Raw genomic sequence first — 19,975 nt, 5'->3', positions numbered from 1 at the left:
ACGGCGAACTACCGCTCCAGTAGGGTCAGACGGCACCTTCGCCCTGCCGTACGGCACACGGCGGAGCCACATTCAAGACGACGGGAAACGAGGATGCGACCATCCCATCGGACGGCCGCATCACAGGGCGGAGGTTTAGCCTCTGACGCCCGCCGCCAGCTCGGCGCCCAGCTCGCGGACCGCCGCCAGGCCGGAGGCCTCGTCGGGGGCGTCCAGGAGACGGCGGATGAACGCCGAGCCCACGATGACGCCGTCGGCGTAGCGGGCCACCTCGGCCGCCTGCTTGCCGGTGCCCACACCCAGCCCGACGCAGATCGGCCTGTCGGTCTGCAGACGGGTCCGCTCCACCAGCCCCTGAGCGGCCTCGCCGACCGACTCACGGGCGCCGGTGACGCCCATCAGCGAGGCCGCGTAGACGAAACCGGTGCAACAGTCGACGACGGCCTTGATGCGGCTCTCCGGAGAGCTCGGCGCGACCAGGAAGACGGTGTCGATCCCGGCAGCGGAGGAGGCCGCACGCCAGGGCTCGGACTCCTCCGGGGTCAGATCGGGGGTGATGGTGCCCACCCCGCCCGCGTTCGCCAGGTCACGGGCGAACCGGTCGGCGCCGTAGCGGTCGATCGGATTCCAGTAGGTCATGACCAGCGTGGCGGCGCCCGTCCGGGCCACACCCTCGACGGTGCGCAGCACGTCGGCGATGCGGGTGCCGTTGGTCAGCGACCGGTGCACGGCGTCCTGGATCGTCGGGCCGTCCATGAGCGGATCGGAGTAAGGGAGGCCGATCTCGATCACGTCGCAGCCCGCCTCCACCATGGCGGCGGCGGCCTTGATCGCGCCGTCCTTCGTGGGGAATCCGGCCGGCAGGTAGCCGATGAGGGCGGCACGATCATCCGCCTTCGCCTTGGCGAACACCGTCTGAAGAGTCGTCATCTTGGGTTCCGTTGCGGTTCGGGCCTTTTAGTCCCCTCCGGCCACGCCGGAGGGGAAGCAAGCGGTCGTCAGAGGTTGAAGTACTTCATGGCGGTGCCCATGTCCTTGTCACCACGGCCCGAGAGATTGACCAGGATGGTCGCCTCGGGGCCCATCTCGCGGCCGAGCTTGAGTGCGCCGGCGAGCGCGTGGGAGGACTCGATCGCCGGGATGATGCCCTCGGTGCGGGCGAGCAGCGCGAAGGCCTCCATCGCCTCGGCGTCGGTGATTCCGTGGTAGGAGGCGCGGCCGGTGTCCTTGAGCCAGGCGTGCTCGGGACCGACGCCCGGATAGTCGAGGCCGGCGGAGATCGAGTGGGACTCGATCGTCTGGCCCTCGTCGTCCTGCAGGACGTAGGTGCGCGAGCCGTGCAGGACCCCGATGGAACCCTCGGTGAGCGTGAGGGCGTGCTTGCCGCTCTCCAGGCCGTGGCCGGCCGCCTCGTAGCCATGGAGCCGGACGCCCTCGTCGCCGATGAAGGCGTGGAAGATGCCGATCGCGTTGGAACCGCCGCCGACCGCGGCGGCGACGGCGTCCGGGAGCCTGCCGGTCAGCTCCAGCATCTGGCGGCGGGCCTCGACGCCGATGATGCGGGCGAAGTCGCGGACGATCTCCGGGAACGGGTGCGGGCCCGCGATCGTGCCGAACAGGTAGTGGGTGCGGTCGACGTTGGCGACCCAGTCGCGGAAGGCCTCGTTGATGGCGTCCTTGAGGGTCTGGCTGCCGTTGGTGACCGGGACGACGGTGGCGCCGAGCAGCTTCATGCGGGCGACGTTGAGCGCCTGGCGCTCGCAGTCGACGGCCCCCATGTAGATCACGCACTCCAGGCCCATCAGGGCGGCGGCGGTGGCGGTGGCCACACCGTGCTGGCCCGCACCGGTCTCGGCGATCACCCTGGTCTTGCCCAGGCGCTTGGTGAGCAGGGCCTGGCCGAGCACATTGTTGATCTTGTGGGCGCCGGTGTGAGTCAGGTCCTCACGCTTGAGGATGATCCGGGCTCCACCCGCCTGCTCGGCGAAACGGGGCACCTCGGTGAGCGTGGTCGGCCGCCCGGCGTAGGTGCGCAGCAGGTGGTCGAACTCGCGCAGGAACGCGAGGTCGTTCCTGGCCTTGTCGTACTCGGCGGCCACCTCGTCCAGCGCCGGGATGAGCGCCTCGGGGACGTAGCGTCCACCGAAGATCCCGAACTTGCCGTGGACGTCCGGATCGTCACCGTGGACGCCGTTGCCCGCCAGGTCGGCCGGGGTGAGAAGGATTCCGTCTGTCGCTGCCACTGCTTACTGCCCCTCTGGTCGGGATGCGGGGTGGGCGCCGGCGGTGACCAGGTCCACCACGGCGGCCCGCGGGTCCTTGCCGGTGACCAGGCTCTCGCCCACCAGGACGGCGTCGGCTCCCGCCCTGGCGTAGGCGAGCAGGTCGTGGGGGCCGCGCACGCCCGACTCGGCGATCTTGATGACGCCGTCGGGGATCTTCGGGGCCAGCTTGGCGAAGACGTCGCGGTCCACCTCGAGGGTCTTGAGGTTGCGCGCGTTGATGCCGATGATCTTGGCTCCGGCCTCGATCGCCCGGTCGAGCTCCTCCTCGGTGTGCACCTCGACCAGCGGGGTCAGCCCGATCGACTCGGCCCGCTCGATGAGCGAGACCAGCGCGTTCTGGTCCAGCGCGGCCACGATCAGCAACACCAGATCGGCTCCGTAGGCGCGGGCCTCCCAGAGCTGGTAGGAGGTGACGACGAAGTCCTTGCGCAGCACCGGGATGTCGACCACGGCGCGCACGGCGGCGAGGTCGTCGAGGCTGCCGCCGAAGCGGCGCCTCTCGGTCAGCACGCTGATGACATGGGCGCCACCGGCCTCGTAGTCACCGGCGAGCGCGGCGGGATCGGCGATCGCGGCCAGCGCGCCCTTGGACGGGCTGGAACGCTTCACCTCGGCGATGACCGCCACCTGGTCGCCCCCCAGCGCCGCGTAGGCGTCACGGGGGGTGGGCGCCCGACCGGCCCGCTCCTTGAGCGCGGTCAGCGACACCGCCTCCTGCCGTTCGGCCAGATCGGCTCGGACTCCTTCGAGGATCTCCTCCAGCACGCTCACTTGCCCTCCTCGCGAACCTCGGAGGTCAAGTCCGCGAACGCTGCCGTGCCCATGGTCCGCTCGCTCCACTCGCTCACGAGTAAGGCCCCTCCCGATCGATTGCCTTGTCCAGCCGATGCTATCGGCCTTGCCGAGGTCACCCCGCCACGGGGTGACGCCTATCGGTGACTATGGAGCCAAGAATTCCCCAATGGGAATATTTCGTACTATCCAAAACAGGATCATCGACACGAGGAACGCCCACACATACACAGGGCGTACGGCCCTCCCGTCGAACGGCCCGCCCCGCCAGGAGCGCAACGTCCAGCGCCCCCAAAGGAAGGCCAGGAGCGGGACCATGGCCACGAGGAAGGGATTGAGCCCGAAGGCGGTGACGGGGTCGCCGTGGGCCAGCGCGTACACGGCTCGCAGGCCGCCGCAGCCGGGACAGTAGAGGCCGGTGAGCAGCAGGAACGGGCACGTGGGGTAGTGTCCCGGCACGTTCGGGTCCACCGCGCCCACGAACGCGACTGCGGCGCCGGCCGCCAGCGCGACGCCGGCCGGGACCAGCAGGGCCCTCGCCCTCCGCACATCTGTCGCGTTCCCCGTCGTCATCGGCCCGTCCGCACCCCTTCACCGGCGACTGAGCTTCTCCCCGTCACCGGCCACGATACCCAGCAGGGACGCGGATGGCCGTCAGTAACCCGACAGCGAGGCGGAGCCGGCCAGAACGCCGATCGCGACGAGCCAGACCACCAGCACGACCAGCCAGCAGGCGACGCCGAAGTAGGACAGGACCAGGCCGGCGATGGCCATGCCCCGCCCCTCCTCGCCCGTCCGCTTGATCTGGTTCAGGGAGACGTGACCGAGCACGACACCCACGACCGAGGTGACGCCGCACAGGAACAGCCCGGCGATGCCCATGATCAGCGCGGCGATGGACATGCCGTTGTTGCCGCGGGGCGGCGGAGCTCCGTAACCGTAGGGGTCGTAGCCACCGCCGGGCGGCGGGCCGTACCCGCCGGAGGAACCGTATCCGCCGGAGGAGCCGTATCCGCCGCCCTGCGGCGGTCCGTAACCACCGGACTGATTCCCGTAACTCATCAACACTCCCCTTATGCGAGTTGCGGGGAAATCCTAACGAAACCCGCCTCTCGCCCAAGGAAGCCCACTGGCTCCGTAGGCAAGTTGTGACCGGAGGGCAGCGCGGATGGTTGTCATTGATCCTTTTTGTCCGGCTCAACCGTGTCATCCGGCCCGACCGTCGGATCGTCGCCGAGGTCGATCGCGTCCCACAACGCCCGCTCGCTCTGGACGCCACCGCCGGTACGGCCCGCGGAGCCCGGCCCGCGGCGGTCGTAACGGTCGGACATGCCGGGCCAGCCGGCGCCCCGCAGTGCCGCCACCACTCCCCCGCCCACCAGCAGCAGCCCGCCCACCGCGGCGACCAGCGGCCAGACGGCGACGGGCGCGGCGTGCAGGGCGCCGGTCTCGGCCATGGGGATCCGCTCGGCGGCCGCCCGCAGCGCCGCGTCCGTACGGCTCGCCTGCCAGGCCCAGGCGAGGGTGCCCGCCCCGCAGAGCGCGATCACGGCACCGATGACCCTGCGCCACGCGCCCCGGGTCGCGAGCACGGCGACCACCGCGGCGAGCGCCGCCCACGCCGCCGGGCCGAGGGCGGGGGCCAGCTCCGCGGCGGAGACCGCCACCGTGCGCGTGCCGTGGGTGACGGTGGACCAGTCGCGCCCGGCGGCGAGCAGCACGAGCGCGGCGCCCGCCACGCAGGCGGCCACCCAGGTCCACAGCGCCCGCCTGGCCGTCACCTCGGGTCCACCGCCAGCGGGTCGGCGTCGAAACAGGTCCGGTCGCCGGTGTGACAGGCGGCGCCCACCTGGTCGACCTTGAGCAGGATCGTGTCGCCGTCGCAGTCGAGGGCGGCGGACCTGACGTGCTGGACGTGACCGGAGGTGTCGCCCTTCACCCAGTAGGCTCCGCGGCTGCGCGACCAGTAGGTGGCACGGCCGGTGGTGAGCGTGCGGTGCAGGGCCTCGTCGTCCATCCAGGCGAGCATCAGCACCTCGCCCGTGTCGTGCTGCTGGACGATCGCGGGCACCAGCCCGTCAGCGGTGCGCTTCAGCCGTGCCGCGATGGCGGGGTCAAGGGACATGCGGCAATTGTGCCGCAGCCAGGGGCAGGGGTGACGTCCGGCCCGGCGCCACCGGCTCAGCGCGTGCGGTCGTCGTCGAACAGGTCGGCCGCCTGGACGACGATCCTGGGGTCGGGCTCGCCCACGACCTCGTGGTCCTTGTTGTCGTACTCGAACCGGCTGAGAAGGTGACGCATGGCCTCGATCCTGGCCCGTTTCTTGTCGTTGCTCTTGATCACCGTCCACGGCGCGTCCTCCGTGTCGGTATAGAGGAACATGTCCTCCTTCGCCTGGGTGTACTGCTCCCACTTGTCCAGTGACTGCAGGTCCATGGGCGACAGCTTCCACTGGCGCACCGGATCGACCTGGCGGATCACGAACCGGGTGCGCTGCTCGGAGCGGGAGACCGAGAACCAGAACTTCACCAGGTGGATGCCGTCGCGGACGAGCATGCGCTCGAACCCGGGGGCCTGCTCCATGAACTCCAGATACTCCTCGGGAGAGCAGAAGCCCATCACCCGTTCCACTCCCGCGCGGTTGTACCAGGAGCGGTCGAAGAAGACCATCTCCCCCGCGGCCGGCAGGTGGGAGACGTAGCGCTGGAAGTACCACTGGGTGCTCTCGCGCTCGCTGGGCTTCTCCAGCGCGACCACGGCGGCCCCGCGCGGGTTGAGGTGCTCCATGAACCGCTTGATCGTGCCGCCCTTGCCCGCCGCGTCGCGCCCCTCGAACAGGACGACCAGCCGGCCGCCGGTGTCCTTGATCCAATACTGCAGCTTGAGCAGCTCGATCTGGAGCAGCCGCTTGAGGCGGTCGTACTCGGCCCGGCTCATCCGCTCCCCGTAGGGATACCTCTCCCGCCAGGTGTCGACCGGGGTGCCGTCCAGCCGCACCAGAACGGGATCGTCGTCATCGTCGTCCAGGACCCGCAGGTTCGACAGCTCGTCCAGCAGGTCACTGCGGGCCACGGCCGAGCGGACGTCGAGCACGGGGAACTGCGTCTTCTTGGGGTCCTCCCCCAGCACATCCGACATGATCCCTACCCCCGAGGAGACTTCGCGCTCACCCCGCTCCTTACCTCCCCTGGAAGCCGTTAACCCTCCGCACCACCCTCGGCGGGGTCTCTCCCACGCGACGCGGGATACGACCTGGGGGCCGATCCCGAGACGATCGGCCCCCACCCCTTCGAGAAAACCCTTGACGAAGCCGCCCGCTACGAGCGGGCGGCCGAGACCCAGGAGGCGTGCAGGTCGGCGTAGACCCCGGGCTCCTCGACGAGCTCGGCGTGCGGACCACGCTGCACGATGCGCCCCCGGTCGAAGACGAGCACCTCGTCGGCGGCCTCCGCCGTCGACAGCCGGTGGGCGATGGAGATGGCGGTACGGCCCCGCGTCACGCCCTCCAGGGCACGCGCCAGCCGTACCTCCGTCGCCGGGTCCACCGCGGAGGTGGCCTCGTCGAGCAGGAGCAGGTCGGGGTCGGCCAGGTAGGCGCGGGCCAGCGCGACGAGCTGGCGCTCCCCCGCCGACAGCGACTCCCCGCGCTGGCCGACGGGGGTGGAAAGGCCCGCGGGCAGGCCCTCCAGCCAGTCGGTGAGCCCCAGCTCGGTCATGGCCAGCCGGATCTCCGCCTCGGTCGCCGACGGGCGGCCGAAACGGATGTTCTCCTCCAGGGTCCCGTCGAACAGGAAACCGTCCTGCGGCACCATGACGATCCGCTCGCGCAGCGAGGAGAAGCGGACACCGCGCAGATCCTCACCGTCCACGGTGACCCGGCCGGAGACCGGGTCCATCAGGCGGGTGAGCAGCTTGGCGAAGGTCGTCTTCCCCGAGCCGGTCTCCCCCACCACCGCGATCCGCGAGCGCGGCCGGATGTCCACCGACACCTCGCTGAGCACCGGCACCCCTCCGGGGTAGGCGAAGCCGACCTCCTCGAAGGAGACCGAGATCGGCCCGCGGGGCAGCTCGACGCCCTGCGGGCCGGGGTCGGCGACGTCGGGTGGCGTGTCGAGCACGCCGAGGATGCGCCGCCAGCCGGCGATCGCGTTCTGCGCCTCGTTGAGCACCTCGGTGGCGGTCTGCAACGGCGAGACGAACAGCGTGATCAGGAACAGGAACGCGATCAGGCGCCCGGCGGTGATCTCACCGGCGACGCCCAGCTTCACCCCGAGCACCACCACCCCGGCGATCGCCACCGACGCGACGATCTCGGTCAGCGGGAACACGGTCGCCACGATCCGCTGCGTGCGGGCCTGCGCGGCCTTGTTGGCGTCGATCGCGGTGTCCAGCCGCTCGGCCGTACGGGCCTCCGAACCGTGGGCCCGGACCACCGCCGCCCCCACCACCGACTCGCTGACGGCGGCGAGCATGTCACCCGCGCGCTCGCGGACCAGCGTGTAGGCGCCCGACAGCCACCGCTGGAAGCGCGGCAGCACGACCATGAGCGGCAGGAAGCAGACCCAGACCAGCAGGGCCAGCTGCCAGGAGTAGATGAACATCAGCACGGTGGCGACCAGAAGCTGCCCCAGGGCGACGATGACCATCAGCCCGCCCCACTGCATGAACACGCTGATCTGGTCCACGTCACCGGTGACCCGGGAGACCAGGGCGCCGCGCCGCTCGGAGTTCTGGGTGAGCACCGACAGGTCGTGCACATGCCGGAAACCGCGTACCCGCAGCCCGGCCAGGGAGGTCTCGGTGGCCTTGTAGAGGCGGACGTTCATCAGATACGCGCACAGCGCGGTGATCACCACGGCGGCGGCGCACAGAAGCACGGCGGTGCGGATGTAGGGCAGGTCGGGGACCTCTCCCTTGAGTCCCCGGTCGATGGTCTGCTGGACGGCGATCGGCACGATCACCTTGCCCAGCGTCGCCAGCACGGCCAGCGCGAGCGTGCCGGCCAGTCCTTTGCGGAACTCCGGCGTGAGTGACAGCCCATGCCTGACGGTGGCCAGCGCCGACCGCTCGACCCCGTGGAGCGAGCTCACACGCACCCCCCGGCAGAGGGCCCTACGGTCCGCAGGCTCACCGGCGCACCATCTTCTCGTCGGTGGTCGTGAGAGTGCTCACGCGTTGACCTCTTCCTCTTCCTCTGCCCCGAGCGCCTCGCGCTCGGCCTCTTCGCGTTCGTAGGCGGTGACCAGATTGCGGTAGCCCTCGCAGCGGACGAGCAGCTCCTGGTGGGATCCCCGGTCGACGACGCTGCCGTGTTCGAGGTAGACGACCTCGTCGGCCAGGGCGATGGTGGCCATCCGGTAGGCGACGACCAGCACGGTCGAGGCCTGGGCCGCGTCCCGCAGGCCGTACAGGATCCTGGCCTCGACCTGGGGGTCCACGCTGGAGGTGGCGTCGTCCAGGATGAGCAGCCGGGGGCGGCGGACCAGCGCGCGGGCCAGGGCCAGACGCTGGCGCTGGCCGCCGGACAGGGTGGTGCCGCGCTCGCCGACCTTGGTGTCGAGCCCGGAGGGCAGAGCGCTGACGAAGCCGTCGGCCTGGGCCAGGCGCAACGCCGCCCAGACGTCCTCGTCGCCGACCGGCAGGCCCAGGGTGACGTTGCCGCGCACGGTGTCGTCGAACAGGAACGTCTGCTGCGGCACCAGCGCCACCGCCCCGCTGACCCCGCCGCGGGCGACGTCGCGCAGGTCCACCCCGTCCACCAGCACGGCTCCGGCCGCCGGGTCGACCAGGCGGACGAGGGTCTGGGTGAGGGTGGACTTGCCCGAGCCGGTTGGGCCGACCAGCGCGAGCGTACGGCCCGGCTCGGCCTCGAAGCCGACCCCCCGCAGGACCGGGAAGCCGTCGTAGCCGTAGTCGAGGTCGCGGACCTCCAGCCTGGCCGGGAGCGTGCCGGGCAGCGTGGCGGTGCCGTACTCCATGGAGCCGGTCGCGGTCAGGACGGCCTGCACCCTCTCGTAGCCGACGACGGCGCGGGGCAGCTCGGCGAGCACCCAGCCGAGCGCGCGGATCGGGAAGGCCAGCAGGGTGAACAGGTAGGCGACCTGGATCAGGACGCCCGAGCTGACCGCGCCGCTCTCCAGCCTCCACGCGCCGACGATCAGCACCGCGAGCACGCCCAGGGTGGGCAGGGCCTCCAGCATCGGATCGAACAGGCCGCGGACGCGGCCGACGGCGATGTTGGCGTCGCGCAGCTCCTCGGCCCTGGCCTGGAACCGGGCGGTCTCCTCGTCCTCGCGTCCGAGGGTCTTGACGACCAGGGCGCCGTCGAAGCTCTCGTGGGCGATCTCGCTGACCTCGGCGCGCAACTGCTGGGCGCGGGTGGCCAGGGGACTGAGCCTGCGCTGGTAGATCAGGTTCAGCACGGCGATCGCCGGGAAGATCAGGAAGCCGACCAGGGCGAGGACGGGATCGGTGAACACCAGCGCGACGGCGGCGGTGACGAGCATGACGACCACGCCGACCGCCATCGGCAGCGGAGCCAGCGGAGCCCAGGCCGCCTCGGCGTCGGAGCTGGCGTTGGACAGCAGCTGGCCGGTCGGGTGCCGATGGTGCCAGGCCAGCGGGAGCCTGAGGTACTGGCGGGTGACCTCCCGGCGGGAGCGGGCCTGCATCCGGTACTGCATGACCCCGGCGAAGAACCGCCGGCCGGCCACGCCGAGCGCCTTGAGCAGCGCGACGCCCAGGATGAGAAGCGCGCCCGAGACGAGTGTCCCGGCCGCGACGTCCCCCTTGGCGAAGGCGGGTAACACGACGTTCTCGGTGGCCCAGCCGAGCGCCCACGCCGACCCGACCGTCATGACGCCGTAGAGTGCGCTGGACAGGGTGGCTGCGGCGAAGACCGCCTTCTCGGCCCGGATGGCCACCCCGAGTACGTGGAATCCCTTACGCATGACGGCGGGAGTCACCTTGCTCGCCACTCGGGGGGTGTCCTTTCGAAGATGAACATTGCTACGTATGTCACTATCACGCGCGATCGCGTCCTTATTCCCCGAGGCCCTTTCCGGAGTGTCGTCTCCCGCCCCGATCGGAGGCGATTGCCCAGATGACGGCATTGTTAGGATGATCAGATGAATCATGCCCGCGCCGAACGCGCCGCTCTCGGCGACCTGCTCCTCCAGCTCGGCCCGGACGCCCCCACGCTCTGCGAGGGCTGGACCACCTTCGACCTCGCCGCCCACCTCGTCCTGCGCGAGCGCCGCCCGGACGCCGCGGGTGGCATCGCGCTCCGGCCGCTGGCCGGATACACCGCCTCCGTGCAGGAGGCCCTGAAGGCCAGATACGGCTACGAGGGCCTGGTGAAGCTGATCCTCTCCGGCCCGGCCGGGCTCTACGGCCTGGTGCCCGGCATGGACAACGCCGTCAACGCGATGGAGTTCTTCGTCCACCACGAGGACGTACGGCGGGCGCAGCGGGTCTGGGAGCCGCGCGAGCTCCCGGCCGACCTGGAGGAGACCTTCTGGAAGCGGATCCGCGCCGGCAGGCGGGTGTTCCTGCGCAGGTCCCCGGTCGGCGTCGTCCTGCACCGCATCGGCGGCGGCGTCGCCCTCGGCGGCACCAGGGACGCGGCCGTGGTCGAGGTGACCGGCACGGCCGGTGAGCTGCTGCTGTTCTGCTTCGGCCGCCAGTCCCACGCCCCGGTCGACGTCGCCGGCCCCGAGGAGGCCGTGGCCGCGCTGATGGACGCCCGGCTGGGCGTCTGAACGGCCCCGGTGCCGGGGCGCGACTCCGACAGCCGCCTCTCCAGCAGCGGCTTGCCGGTCTTCGCGGCCAGGAAGTAGGTCATGAGGGCCGCGACTCGCCGACCAGCGCGACGGCCTCGGCGTGGCGGGAATCGAAGGTCCGGCACCACTCGTGCACCGTCCGGACGTAGTGCCCGCCCATCTCGACCGAGCCGATCGCGTCGTAGGGGCCGTCGGCGCCGCGCTGGTGGCGCGTCCTCCGTGCAGGATCAGGACAGCAGAGGCAGGTCGGGTCATATAGGCGTTCCTTGCGGTGTCTTGACCTGTTATCCGGAGCTGCCGGGGCTATGGATGCGCCAGTTGCCAAGAACCCTTAGCTTTTTTTGGGGGGTGGCGCCCACCCGCCCTCCCGCCGGACGGGCGGCGATCCCCCACCGGGTGGCGATCCGCCCCCGCCTACCCCTAGCGGTACATATGGCAGTAAGGGTTGGACATGCGTCCCTCCTCACCGCACGATGGCGTGGGGGGACTCATGCCAATCCAGCGATCTGGCCATGGATCGCCCCGGCCGGGCAGGTATGATCAACAAAATCCGGGAGCCACCCGGGCCGAAAATGCCAAAGGTCCTTAAAATCCGGGTATATAAGGCTGGGACTGGAACTGCAGGAGGCCCCCAATGCAGGTCAAGAAGGTCGCTACCTACGTAGCGGTGGCGTTCGTGGCCTTTTATCTGTTCACCAAACCCGCCCAGGCGGCGGACGCGGTGACCGGAGTCTTCGACGGGATCGTGAGGGGAGCGGACCAACTGGCCCTGTTCTTCACACGTGTGCTGAGCTGACCGCCGGCGGAGGTTTGCTCCGCCCCTGACCCACGTTGCCGACCTTTCTCCCGGCGCTCCCGCCCGATCCATGCGGGAGCGCGCAATCAGCGCAACCCGAGCCATCCCGCAATGTGCTTTGCCTGCCCGCACAGACGTGTTACGCAGAGAGCATGGGAGATCGTCACAGCGCCACCGGAGTCCATCGGCTCGGCCCGGCGGCCCTCCGCGCCGTCGAGCACGCCGAGACCGAGCACATCGAACTGACCCGTTTCCTCTACGCCGACCACGGCGGAGTGATCCGGGGCAAGGCCGTCTCCCGCTCCCGGCTCGCCGAACGGCTCACCACCGGCGTCGGCCACACCGTGGCCATGATGGCGATGAACATGCTCGACCAGCTCCAGGACGTCGAACACCTCGGCCCGGTCGGCGAGGTCCGCCTCGTTCCCGACCCGACCACCTTCGTCCCGCTGCCCTACGCCCCCGGCGCCGCCGCCATGCTGTCGGACCTGCGCCGGACCGACGGCTCCCCCTGGCCCTGCTGCCCGCGCACCTTCCTGCGCGAGGCGATCGCCGCCCTGGCCGCCGAGGGCCACGTCGCCGTCGCCGCCTACGAACCCGAGTTCACCCTCGGCCACCGGGTGCCCGACCCCGCCGGCGGCCTGGACCGGCTGGTCCCCCTCGACGACAGCCTCTGCTACGCCACCACCGGCTTCGACGCGGCCCACGACTACACGATGCGCCTGATCCACGCCATGGAGACCCAGGGACTGCGGGTCGAGCACTACCACCCCGAGCTCGGCCACGGCCAGCAGGAACTCTCCATCCGTCACGCCACCGCCATGCGCGCCGCCGACAACCAGGTCCTCTACCGCGAGACCGTCCGCGGCGTCGCCCTCGGCATGTCCATGTGGGCCTCCCTGGCCCCCAAACCCCTCGCCGGCCAGGCCGGCAACGGCGCCCACCTGCACCTGTCCCTGTGGGACCCCGAGCTACAGATCAACGTCTTCAGCGACCCCGCCGACCGCTACGGCCTGTCGGCCACGGGCTACCGCTTCATCGGCGGCCTGATCGCCCACCTCCCGGCACTCACCGCGCTGACCTGCGGTTCGGTCAACAGCTTCCGGCGGCTGGCACCGAGGATGTGGTCGAGCGCCTACGCCTGCTACGGCATGGACAACCGCGAGGCCGCGGTGCGGATCTGCTCTCCGACAGGACAGGACGCCGAAGCCTCGGCCAACCTGGAGTTCAAACCCTCCGACTCCTCGGCCAACCCCTACCTCTCCCTCGGCGCCGTCCTGCACGCCGGCCTCGACGGCATCCGCCGCGGGCTCGACCCCGGAGACCCCGTCGACGTCGACCCCGCAACCCTCCCCGAAGGGCGCGTCCCCCGTCTCCCCACCACCCTGGACGAGGCCCTCGACGCCCTGGAGGCCGACGAGGTCCTCATGGACGCCCTGGGCCCGCTGCGCAGCTCCGCCTACCTGGCCGTCAAACGCTCCGAAGCCCGCGCCTTCACCGCCCAGGGCGCCGCCTACGAGCTGTTCCACCACTTCCGCGTCTTCTGACAGGCCCGGGGAACCGCACCAGGTGTCCGATCAGCCTCTCAACCGGTGCCCGGGTCGCCGGCGGCTTCCCGCGGGAGCGGGATCCACTTGTGCGACCAGGTGATCACGGCTTCCAGCACCGGTGCGAGGTCGAGGCCCTTCTCGGTGAGGTGGTACTCGACCTGGACGGGGGAGGACTGGACGACGTGGCGCTCGACGAGCCCCTCGACCTCCAGGGTGCGCAGCCGCTCGGTCAGCATGGTGTCACTCAGTCCCGGCACGGCGGCCTTGATCTGCGCGTACCGGCGATGGCCGGTGAACAGGGCACGCAAGATGGCGCCGGACCAGCGGGCGCCGATCAGCTCGACCGCCGCGTGGTACCGCACGCAGACGCTGTGCACCTCGCTCATGGCTCTCCCCTCACCTCCTCACGGGGGCGATGCCCTCGCGCAGCACCCGCAGGACCTCGCTCACCCTGGCCAGCTCGTCGAGCATGGCCTTGGCCGACGCGACCATAACCTCGTTCGGGATCAATCTATTCTCGTCGTCGACGAACTGACCGACGAAGGGGATGGCAACCGCCTCGAAGATCGGGGTCATCTTGAGCGTGGTGACCACCTGCTTGATCATCTGGGCAGCGCGGGTGCCGGCCGCGACACCGCCGTAACTGACCAGGCCGACGGGCTTGTAGGACCACTCCTTGTGCAGGTAGTCGATGGCGTTCTTGAGCTCGGCGTTGTACCCGTAGTTGTACTCCGGCAGGACGAAGACGAAGGCGTCGGCCTCGGCGACCTTCGCGCTCCAGTCGCGGGTGTGCTGGTGGGTGTACTGGCCCATCCGCGGGTGGTTGGGCTCGTTCATGAACGGCAGGTTCACCTCGGCGAGATCGACAAGCTCAACCTCCGGGAAACCGTCGTGCGCCACCGCCTCCGCTTCGATCCACTGCCCGATCGGCAGGCCGACCCGGCCGGGGCGGGTGCTCGCGACAATGATCTCAAGCTTGGCCATGACTCGTCTCCTCGTATCTCGTGTGATCGCACATGGCCGGGGGCCGGCTGGACCGTCCTCCGGACGGGCACAGACTACACAGGAATACTGAGTAGATAAGCAAAGCTTAGTTTGGCCGCCAGGAGACCGGCCATCCGCGACAAGGTCCGCGTCCCCGGCGAGGCGGGCAGGGCCTGGCGCTCGGCCGTGCCGTACAGGCCACTGCCGAACGAGGTCAGCCCACGGTCGCTCGGACCGCGGCCGACCTCGCCCAGCGGCTCAAAGCCCTGGCCGATCCCGTACGGCTGCGCATCCTGAGCATCGTGCCGGCCCGCGCCGAAGGCGAAGCGTGCGTGCGTGTGCGACATCACCGACCAGAGGCCGAGAGAGCAGAGGGCAGCACCCGGGCAACCGCCCGCGTCGACCGTCGACACCAGAGGACAAGGACGTCCGGAAGCCACGGCGGGAAGCCCGCAACCCTCCCCCATTGCCGAAAACGCATGACCGGAACACGCGAAGACACACGCCGTTAACGATCTCTACCTAACATGGCGCCCGCTGCGGTGCGCCCGCGCGCGCGGACACGATCGACGTCCTGGTGGGAGAGATCAACTCTTCCTGGAGCGTCGACAACGACCCGCCCGAACTCGCCCACTGCGGCAACATCGGCACCGAACCCTTCCAATACCGCAACGCCGCGATCTGGTGGGTGGCCAGCGTCTGGGGCCACCTGCTGAAGGCCGGCGCCAAGGGCTCCGTCTACGGCGACAAGAACGGCGCGCTGGGCCTGCTGTACGACCAGGAGAACGACGAGCGCCCCGCCTACGCCCGCAACGGGGCCGGACTCAGCGAACGCATGCCGATCTACCAAGGAGTGGGATTCTTCACCGGACAGCAGGACACCTCCCTGGCCCGTTTCGGCAGCTCCCTCGTACGCGCCCAGACCACCCTTCCCGACGTCGAGGTGTACGCCTCGGCCAACCCGAAGGTCGTCGTCCTGATCAACAAGGGCACCGCGCCCGCCACCGCGGTCGTCGGCGCCGGAACCGGGGTGACGCAGGCCGCCGCCATCCAGAAGACCGGCGCCACGGCCGGCTACGCACTGCCCGCCTCGCTGGGCACGCTGCCCGCCTCCCAGGGCACCGTGACGATGAACTTGCCCGGCCCCTCGGTCACCCAGCTGGCGATCTCGTAAGGCACTGGAACAGCACGGGATCTGCGCTGACGTCCATGACGGCTACGGCGTCGCTCTGGTGTCGGTCTGGGTTGATCTTCTGGTCTGGACGGACGGCTTCGTCTACCGCTGGTGGACGGGGCAGATCTCGGGGCGGACGGGCCGACGGCTCTACACGGTCTACAACGTGGATAACCCGGCTACCGTCGCCCGTTGCGTGGCCCGTCGGTACGAAGAACTACACCAAAGCCACCCGCTGTCGGAGCCGGTCCACGGAGGCATGTCGTGATGCCGCTGGAGGAGTGCCTGAGCCCGCACGTGGCCATGGCTCAGCGCGATCACGCGCGGCTGGAGCGGCGGGATCCGTACCGGACTCCTGACCGCATAAGGCCAGTGAACTGGACCTGTGTCTGCCACGCCACGGTTTACGAACTGTGCCAGGGCGGTGGACAGGCGTTCATCCGGCGAACCGTTCAACTCGACCGCAAGCACGAGATCCACGAGACCAGCCGATGGTCTCTCGCCGAAGCTCGGGTGATCTGGACAGCGCTCCTGTCCGGTAGAGCCCGGTAGAACGGGCGTGGCGGCGTGGGACTTGGAGGGACGGCGTCGCCACGCCTACCAGGGTGTCAGGGGTCAACCGGGTGACTCCTGGCCGCCCGTGTCACGTACGTCGGCAGGCTGATCGAGGGATGCCCTGACAGGTTGGCCAGGAACGCGTAGCACGACCAGTTCTGCATGCGGGTCGCCTCGGTGGCTGTGTCGACCTCGGTGAAGTATCCGACAGGTACCGCTGGCGTGACGGCAGCCGGCGACAGGACGGCGTCGTATGGGTCGACGTCGATGATCATCCGGGAGATGGCCTGGGCGAGGTGCTCGTAAGCGATGGCCAGGTCTGTGGCGGTCGCTCGACCGGTGATTCGTCCTCCCCGCAGCAGCAGGGCGTGTGGGTCGCGCGGGGAGAACCAAGAGGGACGTGTCCGGATCAGGCGGCCTTCGAGCAGCATGTGGATGCTGCGGGCATCGGCCCAGATGGTCACGGTCCGCCCGGCATATGCGGCGGCGAACTTGATCTGCTTGCTGCCGGGCAGGCCCAGCCCGCCCGGCAAGAGGGATCACGGCGTCCCACTCCACCGCCATCACGCCGGCTTCATAGACCGTGTCCCTCATGCTCGCCGGCGCTCTCCGCCCGGGCCGGTAGGAGCAGGGCGGTGACGACCACAGCCACGGACAGCACCGCGCCGATGATGAAGGCCAGCCGCATGCCGCCGAGGTTGGCGAGCACCTCGGTGGCTCCCTCGGATTTCAGGGCATCGGCTCGCGCGCTCATCACGGTGATCACGAGCGCGGTGCCGATGGCCGCGGCGACCTGCTGGAGTGTGCTCAGGATCGAGCTGCCGTGGGAGTAGAGGTGCGAGGGAACCGCTCCGAGCCCGAGGGTGAACACCGGGGTAAAGGTCGCGGCCAGACTCACCATCAGCAGCGCGTGCAGACCGAGGAGCTGCCAGTACGGCATGGTCATCGTGACCTGGGTGAAACCAGCGAGCGCGAGCATGATCCCGATCGCGCCGGGGATAACCAGAACCCGGCCGCCGAACCTGTCGAACAGGCGGCCGACGGTCGGACCGAGCAGACCCATCGCGAGGCCGCCCGGCATCACGAGGAGTCCGGTCTGCAGGGCGCTGAGTTCGCGGACGTTCTGCAGATAAAGCGGCAACAAGATCATCGAGCCGAGCATCGCCATGAAGGCCACCGACATCAGAATCAGCGCGACCGTGTAGGTGCGGTGCCGAAGGGTCCGCAGGTCCATCAGCGGCACGCCGCGCTTCTGCAACGACAGCTGGCGAACGATGAAGACGGCGATGGTGACCAGGCCGGCCGCCACGATTCCGGCGGCAACGCCGACGTTACCGCTGTCGAACCGGCTAAGCCCGTAGACCAGGCCGCCGAAGCCAGCCGCGGCGGTTGCCACACTGAACCAGTCGATGGTGCTGAACTGGGGCTGGCCAATGTTCTTGAGCTGCCTCAGGCCGCCCCAAGTGATCACGGCGGCGATGGGGAGCACCACGGCGAAGAGCAGGCGCCAAGACCCGAACTGAAGGATCACCCCCGAGATCGCTGGGCCCATTGCGGGCGCGACCGAGATGGCCAGGGTGACGGTGCCCATCACCCGGCCCCGGTCTTTCTCGGGCACCACCTGCATCAGCGTCGTCATCAGCAACGGCATCATCACAGCTGTCCCGGACGCTTGGATGATTCGGGCGCCCAGCAGCACCTCAAACGACGGCGCGACGGCGGCCAACGCCGTGCCGAGCAAGAACAGGCCCATCGCCGTGGCGTACGCGTGGCGCGTGGACACCCGCTGCAGGAACCACCCGGTGATCGGGATGACCGCGGCCATGGTCAGCATGAAGGCGGTCGAGAGCCACTGCGCGGTCTGCTCGGTGATGTGCAGCGCCCCCATCAACTGCGGGATCGCATTGATCATGATCGTCTCGTTGAGGATGACCACGAATGTGGCGAGCACCAGCAGTCGGATCACGGCCGGGGTGCGACCTGAAACGGTGGCCGCGGATTTGGCAAGCGAGTCGAGCTGTGGACTGGACACGGAACCTCGTTCGGGGTTGTCGGGCACAACGTGGTCATGGCTGGCGTCGCAGCCTTCGGTCTCACGAGCAGTCATAGTCATTCAGCACATACTGACTGCAGCCACCGACAAAACTCATCGACCGCGACCAGCCTTGCGGCAAGCGATGTAAGACGTCACCTGGTTTTCACCGACAGCGCCATCCGTGAAGAGCTGATCACGAAGAACGTCGCCGGTCTTACTGTCATGCCGAACGCCAGCAAGTCGACGAAGAAGCGCCGCCAGCACACCACCTGGAGCGTCGACGAAGCCCGCCGCTTCCTCGAACACTCCGCAATGTCTGCGACCCCCTGTACGCCGCCTACGTCCTGGTGCTCCTCCTCGGCCTGCGTCGCGGCGAAGTGCTTGGCCTGGTCTGGGACGGCGTCGACTTCGACGGCGAAGAGCTGTCGATCGACCACCAACTCACCCGCGTCCACGGAAGACTGCTCCACCGCGACAACACCAAGACGGAAGGCTCGGCGACCCCTCTACCACTCCTGGGGCTCTGCATAGCAGCGCTGAAGGACCGCCAGCAGATTCAGGCCCAAGCCCGCCAGGACGCCGGCGACGCGTGGCACGAGAGCGACCTCGTCTTCACCACCAAGCACGGCACCCCGATCGAACCCCGCAACTTCAACCACTCCTTCGACATGCACTGCCGCAAGGCGGGCGTCCCCCGCATCCGCGTCCACGACACCCGCCACACCTGCGCCTCGCTCCTGGCCGCCCTCGATGTCCATCCGCGGGTCGCGATGCGCATCCTGCGCCACTCGCAGATCTCGGTGACCATGAACGTCTACACGCAGGTCCCGTCCCCCGAAACCCGCAAGGCGCTGAAGCGCCTGAACAAGCGACTGACCCCGTAGCTGTATCTCGCAGCTGTACAAGATCAGAAAAGGCCCACCGCAATCATCGCGAGGGGCCTTTCACCTGCGGAGTCGCCTTCGGGATTCGAACCCGAGACCTCTTCATTACGAGTCAACGGCAGGTCCCGGGTCGGAGAGCTCATGCCTTGGTCAGGCGGTAGATGCGGTTCGGTGGGATGTGATCGCGTAAGACGGTGTTGCTGTACAAGGCTGCTGTACAGCTGTGTCCCTGGATCATGCCCAGGCCGTCGCAGACAGATCTGTTGGTGATGAGCAGGCCGCTGTCCCAGGTTGATCGGGTGGAACAGCCGCACCCGGCCGCCTCAGGTCATGATGCGTCGATGCGCTCAGGCCCGTATCGATCACAGGCCCAGCGTCTGGTCGCGTTCGCGCTCTGGGCGGCGAGTCCGAAAGCCACGGGGATCGGCCAGCTCGGCTGGTCTATACCGTGAGCGCGAAGGAACGCGTCGACGCCGGTAAGCAGCGGAACGATCAGCATGAACCGCAGGAACGGGGTGTGGAAGAAATACAGCTTGCTGTGGAGGTCGTCGCGGACCCACATCCGGTATCGGTCGGGTACGGGCCTGCCGAACAGCCGGTACAGGATCCACTGCCCGGCAGGGGGACGGTCCCCGAGCCGGGTGAGCAGCCCGCCGCGGACGATGTCGAAGCTGTCGCGCAGGGTGGGTCGCGTCTGCCCTGGTGCGGCGAGGTCCAGCAGGATGCCCAGCAACTCTTGGCCCCGGTGCTCGCGGAAGCGCGGCGGGTAGGCGCACATCAGCAGGCGGCAGCGCCGCTCGTAGGCGTTCATCATGCTCCCGTTCCGGGTTGAAGGCGGAGCCGGCGCTGTGCGGTGGTGGCCAGGCGGGTGAGCCGGATGGTCTCCTCGGCCAGGAGGTGACGGCCGTGTCCGGTCAGGTCGTAGTAGCGACGGTGGCGGCCGTCGACGACTTCTTCCTTGACTACGGTGACCAGGCCTTCGCCGGCCAGCCGGTCCAAGGCGCCGTACAGGGCGCCCGCGCCCAGCCGGACGCGGGCCTCCGACAGCTCCTGGACCGTTTTGATCACGCCGTAGCCGTGAAGGGGGCCGTCGGAGAGCGCCAGGAGCACGAGGTAACTCTGCTCACGTAGTGCCATAG

22 protein-coding genes are annotated in these 19,975 nt (G+C 69.3%); 5 read left to right on the top strand and 17 right to left on the bottom strand.

What is annotated here, in order from left to right; genetic code table 11:
* Positions 1–135: 135 nt before the first annotated feature.
* The 10 genes from trpA to FHR32_RS28425 form a co-directional block, all read right to left on the bottom strand.
* Positions 136–930, bottom strand: coding sequence for a tryptophan synthase subunit alpha (gene trpA, locus FHR32_RS28470; protein ID WP_184757586.1), 795 nt, complete (start codon positions 928–930; stop codon positions 136–138).
* A gap of 68 nt (positions 931–998) precedes the next feature.
* Positions 999–2,204 carry a tryptophan synthase subunit beta gene (gene trpB / locus FHR32_RS28465; protein ID WP_221466418.1) on the bottom strand — a complete coding sequence of 402 codons (1,206 nt, stop codon included), beginning with the start codon at positions 2,202–2,204 and terminating at the stop codon, positions 999–1,001.
* 42 nt (positions 2,205–2,246) lie between these two features.
* The gene (trpC, locus tag FHR32_RS28460) at positions 2,247–3,056 is read right to left on the bottom strand and encodes an indole-3-glycerol phosphate synthase TrpC (protein WP_184757584.1); all 810 of its coding nucleotides are present in this window, start codon (positions 3,054–3,056) and stop codon (positions 2,247–2,249) included.
* 168 nt (positions 3,057–3,224) lie between these two features.
* Positions 3,225–3,650, bottom strand: coding sequence for a DUF2752 domain-containing protein (locus FHR32_RS28455; protein WP_184757583.1), 426 nt, complete (start codon positions 3,648–3,650; stop codon positions 3,225–3,227).
* 81 nt (positions 3,651–3,731) lie between these two features.
* On the bottom strand, positions 3,732–4,139 hold the full coding sequence (locus FHR32_RS28450; protein ID WP_184757582.1) for a DUF4190 domain-containing protein: 408 nt from the start codon (positions 4,137–4,139) through the stop codon (positions 3,732–3,734).
* Between the two features lie 113 nt (positions 4,140–4,252).
* Entirely contained in the window at positions 4,253–4,858 is a 606-nt protein-coding gene (locus FHR32_RS28445) for a Trp biosynthesis-associated membrane protein (protein ID WP_184757581.1), read from the bottom strand.
* The gene (hisI, locus tag FHR32_RS28440) at positions 4,855–5,202 is read right to left on the bottom strand and encodes a phosphoribosyl-AMP cyclohydrolase (RefSeq protein WP_184757580.1); all 348 of its coding nucleotides are present in this window, start codon (positions 5,200–5,202) and stop codon (positions 4,855–4,857) included. Before hisI ends, FHR32_RS28445 begins: the two co-directional genes overlap by 4 nt.
* Positions 5,203–5,258: 56 nt before the next feature.
* On the bottom strand, positions 5,259–6,215 hold the full coding sequence (gene ppk2, locus FHR32_RS28435) for a polyphosphate kinase 2 (RefSeq protein WP_184757579.1): 957 nt from the start codon (positions 6,213–6,215) through the stop codon (positions 5,259–5,261).
* A 179-nt stretch (positions 6,216–6,394) separates the two neighbouring features.
* Positions 6,395–8,167: an ABC transporter ATP-binding protein gene (locus tag FHR32_RS28430; RefSeq protein ID WP_184757578.1), complete on the bottom strand. Its 1,773-nt coding sequence runs from the start codon at positions 8,165–8,167 to the stop codon at positions 6,395–6,397.
* A 78-nt stretch (positions 8,168–8,245) separates the two neighbouring features.
* Complete coding sequence (locus FHR32_RS28425) at positions 8,246–10,027, bottom strand: ABC transporter ATP-binding protein (protein WP_221466415.1); 1,782 nt, start codon at positions 10,025–10,027, stop codon at positions 8,246–8,248.
* A gap of 177 nt (positions 10,028–10,204) precedes the next feature.
* On the opposite strand from FHR32_RS28425, the gene FHR32_RS28420 reads away from it, so the two are divergent.
* The 3 genes from FHR32_RS28420 to FHR32_RS28410 all read left to right on the top strand — a co-directional run bounded on the left by FHR32_RS28420 (position 10,205) and on the right by FHR32_RS28410 (position 13,201).
* Positions 10,205–10,837 carry a TIGR03085 family metal-binding protein gene (locus FHR32_RS28420; RefSeq protein WP_184757576.1) on the top strand — a complete coding sequence of 211 codons (633 nt, stop codon included), beginning with the start codon at positions 10,205–10,207 and terminating at the stop codon, positions 10,835–10,837.
* Between the two features lie 655 nt (positions 10,838–11,492).
* The gene (locus FHR32_RS28415) at positions 11,493–11,654 is read left to right on the top strand and encodes a hypothetical protein (RefSeq protein WP_012889618.1); all 162 of its coding nucleotides are present in this window, start codon (positions 11,493–11,495) and stop codon (positions 11,652–11,654) included.
* A 152-nt stretch (positions 11,655–11,806) separates the two neighbouring features.
* Positions 11,807–13,201 (top strand): glutamine synthetase family protein, encoded by a 1,395-nt coding sequence (locus FHR32_RS28410; protein ID WP_184757575.1) that lies wholly within the window; start codon positions 11,807–11,809, stop codon positions 13,199–13,201.
* 38 nt (positions 13,202–13,239) lie between these two features.
* On the opposite strand, the gene FHR32_RS28405 is transcribed toward FHR32_RS28410, so the two are convergent.
* The 3 genes from FHR32_RS28405 to FHR32_RS28395 all read right to left on the bottom strand — a co-directional run bounded on the left by FHR32_RS28405 (position 13,240) and on the right by FHR32_RS28395 (position 14,601).
* Entirely contained in the window at positions 13,240–13,590 is a 351-nt protein-coding gene (locus tag FHR32_RS28405; protein WP_184757574.1) for a winged helix-turn-helix transcriptional regulator, read from the bottom strand.
* A 10-nt stretch (positions 13,591–13,600) separates the two neighbouring features.
* Positions 13,601–14,188, bottom strand: a complete 588-nt coding sequence (locus tag FHR32_RS28400) for an NADPH-dependent FMN reductase (RefSeq protein WP_184757573.1) — start codon at positions 14,186–14,188, stop codon at positions 13,601–13,603.
* A 74-nt stretch (positions 14,189–14,262) separates the two neighbouring features.
* On the bottom strand, positions 14,263–14,601 hold the full coding sequence (locus tag FHR32_RS28395) for a hypothetical protein (RefSeq protein WP_184757572.1): 339 nt from the start codon (positions 14,599–14,601) through the stop codon (positions 14,263–14,265).
* 164 nt (positions 14,602–14,765) lie between these two features.
* On the opposite strand from FHR32_RS28395, the gene FHR32_RS28390 reads away from it, so the two are divergent.
* Complete coding sequence (locus FHR32_RS28390; RefSeq protein ID WP_184757571.1) at positions 14,766–15,362, top strand: hypothetical protein; 597 nt, start codon at positions 14,766–14,768, stop codon at positions 15,360–15,362.
* Between the two features lie 608 nt (positions 15,363–15,970).
* Here the strand turns inward: FHR32_RS28390 and FHR32_RS46795 are convergent.
* Both FHR32_RS46795 and FHR32_RS28380 read right to left on the bottom strand, forming a co-directional pair.
* Complete coding sequence (locus FHR32_RS46795) at positions 15,971–16,450, bottom strand: amidase family protein (RefSeq protein WP_184757570.1); 480 nt, start codon at positions 16,448–16,450, stop codon at positions 15,971–15,973.
* A 41-nt stretch (positions 16,451–16,491) separates the two neighbouring features.
* Positions 16,492–17,976 carry an MDR family MFS transporter gene (locus FHR32_RS28380; protein WP_312882734.1) on the bottom strand — a complete coding sequence of 495 codons (1,485 nt, stop codon included), beginning with the start codon at positions 17,974–17,976 and terminating at the stop codon, positions 16,492–16,494.
* A gap of 245 nt (positions 17,977–18,221) precedes the next feature.
* On the opposite strand from FHR32_RS28380, the gene FHR32_RS28375 reads away from it, so the two are divergent.
* Positions 18,222–18,836, top strand: coding sequence for a site-specific integrase (locus FHR32_RS28375; RefSeq protein WP_312882761.1), 615 nt, complete (start codon positions 18,222–18,224; stop codon positions 18,834–18,836).
* Between the two features lie 328 nt (positions 18,837–19,164).
* Here FHR32_RS28375 and FHR32_RS28370 read toward each other — a convergent pair whose 3' ends face one another.
* Together FHR32_RS28370 and FHR32_RS28365 are read right to left on the bottom strand one after the other, a co-directional pair.
* Positions 19,165–19,650, bottom strand: coding sequence for a hypothetical protein (locus FHR32_RS28370; RefSeq protein ID WP_184757567.1), 486 nt, complete (start codon positions 19,648–19,650; stop codon positions 19,165–19,167).
* Positions 19,647–19,973 (bottom strand): PadR family transcriptional regulator, encoded by a 327-nt coding sequence (locus tag FHR32_RS28365; RefSeq protein WP_184757566.1) that lies wholly within the window; start codon positions 19,971–19,973, stop codon positions 19,647–19,649. The genes FHR32_RS28370 and FHR32_RS28365 overlap by 4 nt, the downstream gene beginning before the upstream one ends.
* Positions 19,974–19,975 lie beyond the last annotated feature (2 nt).

This window comes from Streptosporangium album (assembly GCF_014203795.1).
GTDB classification, from domain to species: domain Bacteria; phylum Actinomycetota; class Actinomycetes; order Streptosporangiales; family Streptosporangiaceae; genus Streptosporangium; species Streptosporangium album.
The sequence above is the reverse complement of the archived record's forward strand: the minus strand, read 5'-3'. Positions and strand labels throughout refer to the sequence as shown.

Excerpts from the sequence above, each read along its gene's own strand:
- FHR32_RS28420 (WP_184757576.1), top strand. The coding sequence starts at position 10,205 with ATGAATCATGCCCGCGCCGAACGCGCCGCTCTCGGCGACCTGCTCCTC.
- hisI (WP_184757580.1), bottom strand. The coding sequence starts at position 5,202 with ATGTCCCTTGACCCCGCCATCGCGGCACGGCTGAAGCGCACCGCTGAC.
- FHR32_RS28455 (WP_184757583.1), bottom strand. The coding sequence starts at position 3,650 with ATGACGACGGGGAACGCGACAGATGTGCGGAGGGCGAGGGCCCTGCTG.
- ppk2 (WP_184757579.1), bottom strand. The coding sequence starts at position 6,215 with ATGTCGGATGTGCTGGGGGAGGACCCCAAGAAGACGCAGTTCCCCGTG.
- trpA (WP_184757586.1), bottom strand. The coding sequence starts at position 930 with ATGACGACTCTTCAGACGGTGTTCGCCAAGGCGAAGGCGGATGATCGT.
- FHR32_RS28365 (WP_184757566.1), bottom strand. The coding sequence starts at position 19,973 with ATGGCACTACGTGAGCAGAGTTACCTCGTGCTCCTGGCGCTCTCCGAC.
- FHR32_RS28415 (WP_012889618.1), top strand. The coding sequence starts at position 11,493 with ATGCAGGTCAAGAAGGTCGCTACCTACGTAGCGGTGGCGTTCGTGGCC.
- FHR32_RS28450 (WP_184757582.1), bottom strand. The coding sequence starts at position 4,139 with ATGAGTTACGGGAATCAGTCCGGTGGTTACGGACCGCCGCAGGGCGGC.
- FHR32_RS28425 (WP_221466415.1), bottom strand. The coding sequence starts at position 10,027 with ATGCGTAAGGGATTCCACGTACTCGGGGTGGCCATCCGGGCCGAGAAG.
- FHR32_RS28400 (WP_184757573.1), bottom strand. The coding sequence starts at position 14,188 with ATGGCCAAGCTTGAGATCATTGTCGCGAGCACCCGCCCCGGCCGGGTC.
- FHR32_RS28370 (WP_184757567.1), bottom strand. The coding sequence starts at position 19,650 with ATGATGAACGCCTACGAGCGGCGCTGCCGCCTGCTGATGTGCGCCTAC.
- FHR32_RS28410 (WP_184757575.1), top strand. The coding sequence starts at position 11,807 with ATGGGAGATCGTCACAGCGCCACCGGAGTCCATCGGCTCGGCCCGGCG.
- FHR32_RS28405 (WP_184757574.1), bottom strand. The coding sequence starts at position 13,590 with ATGAGCGAGGTGCACAGCGTCTGCGTGCGGTACCACGCGGCGGTCGAG.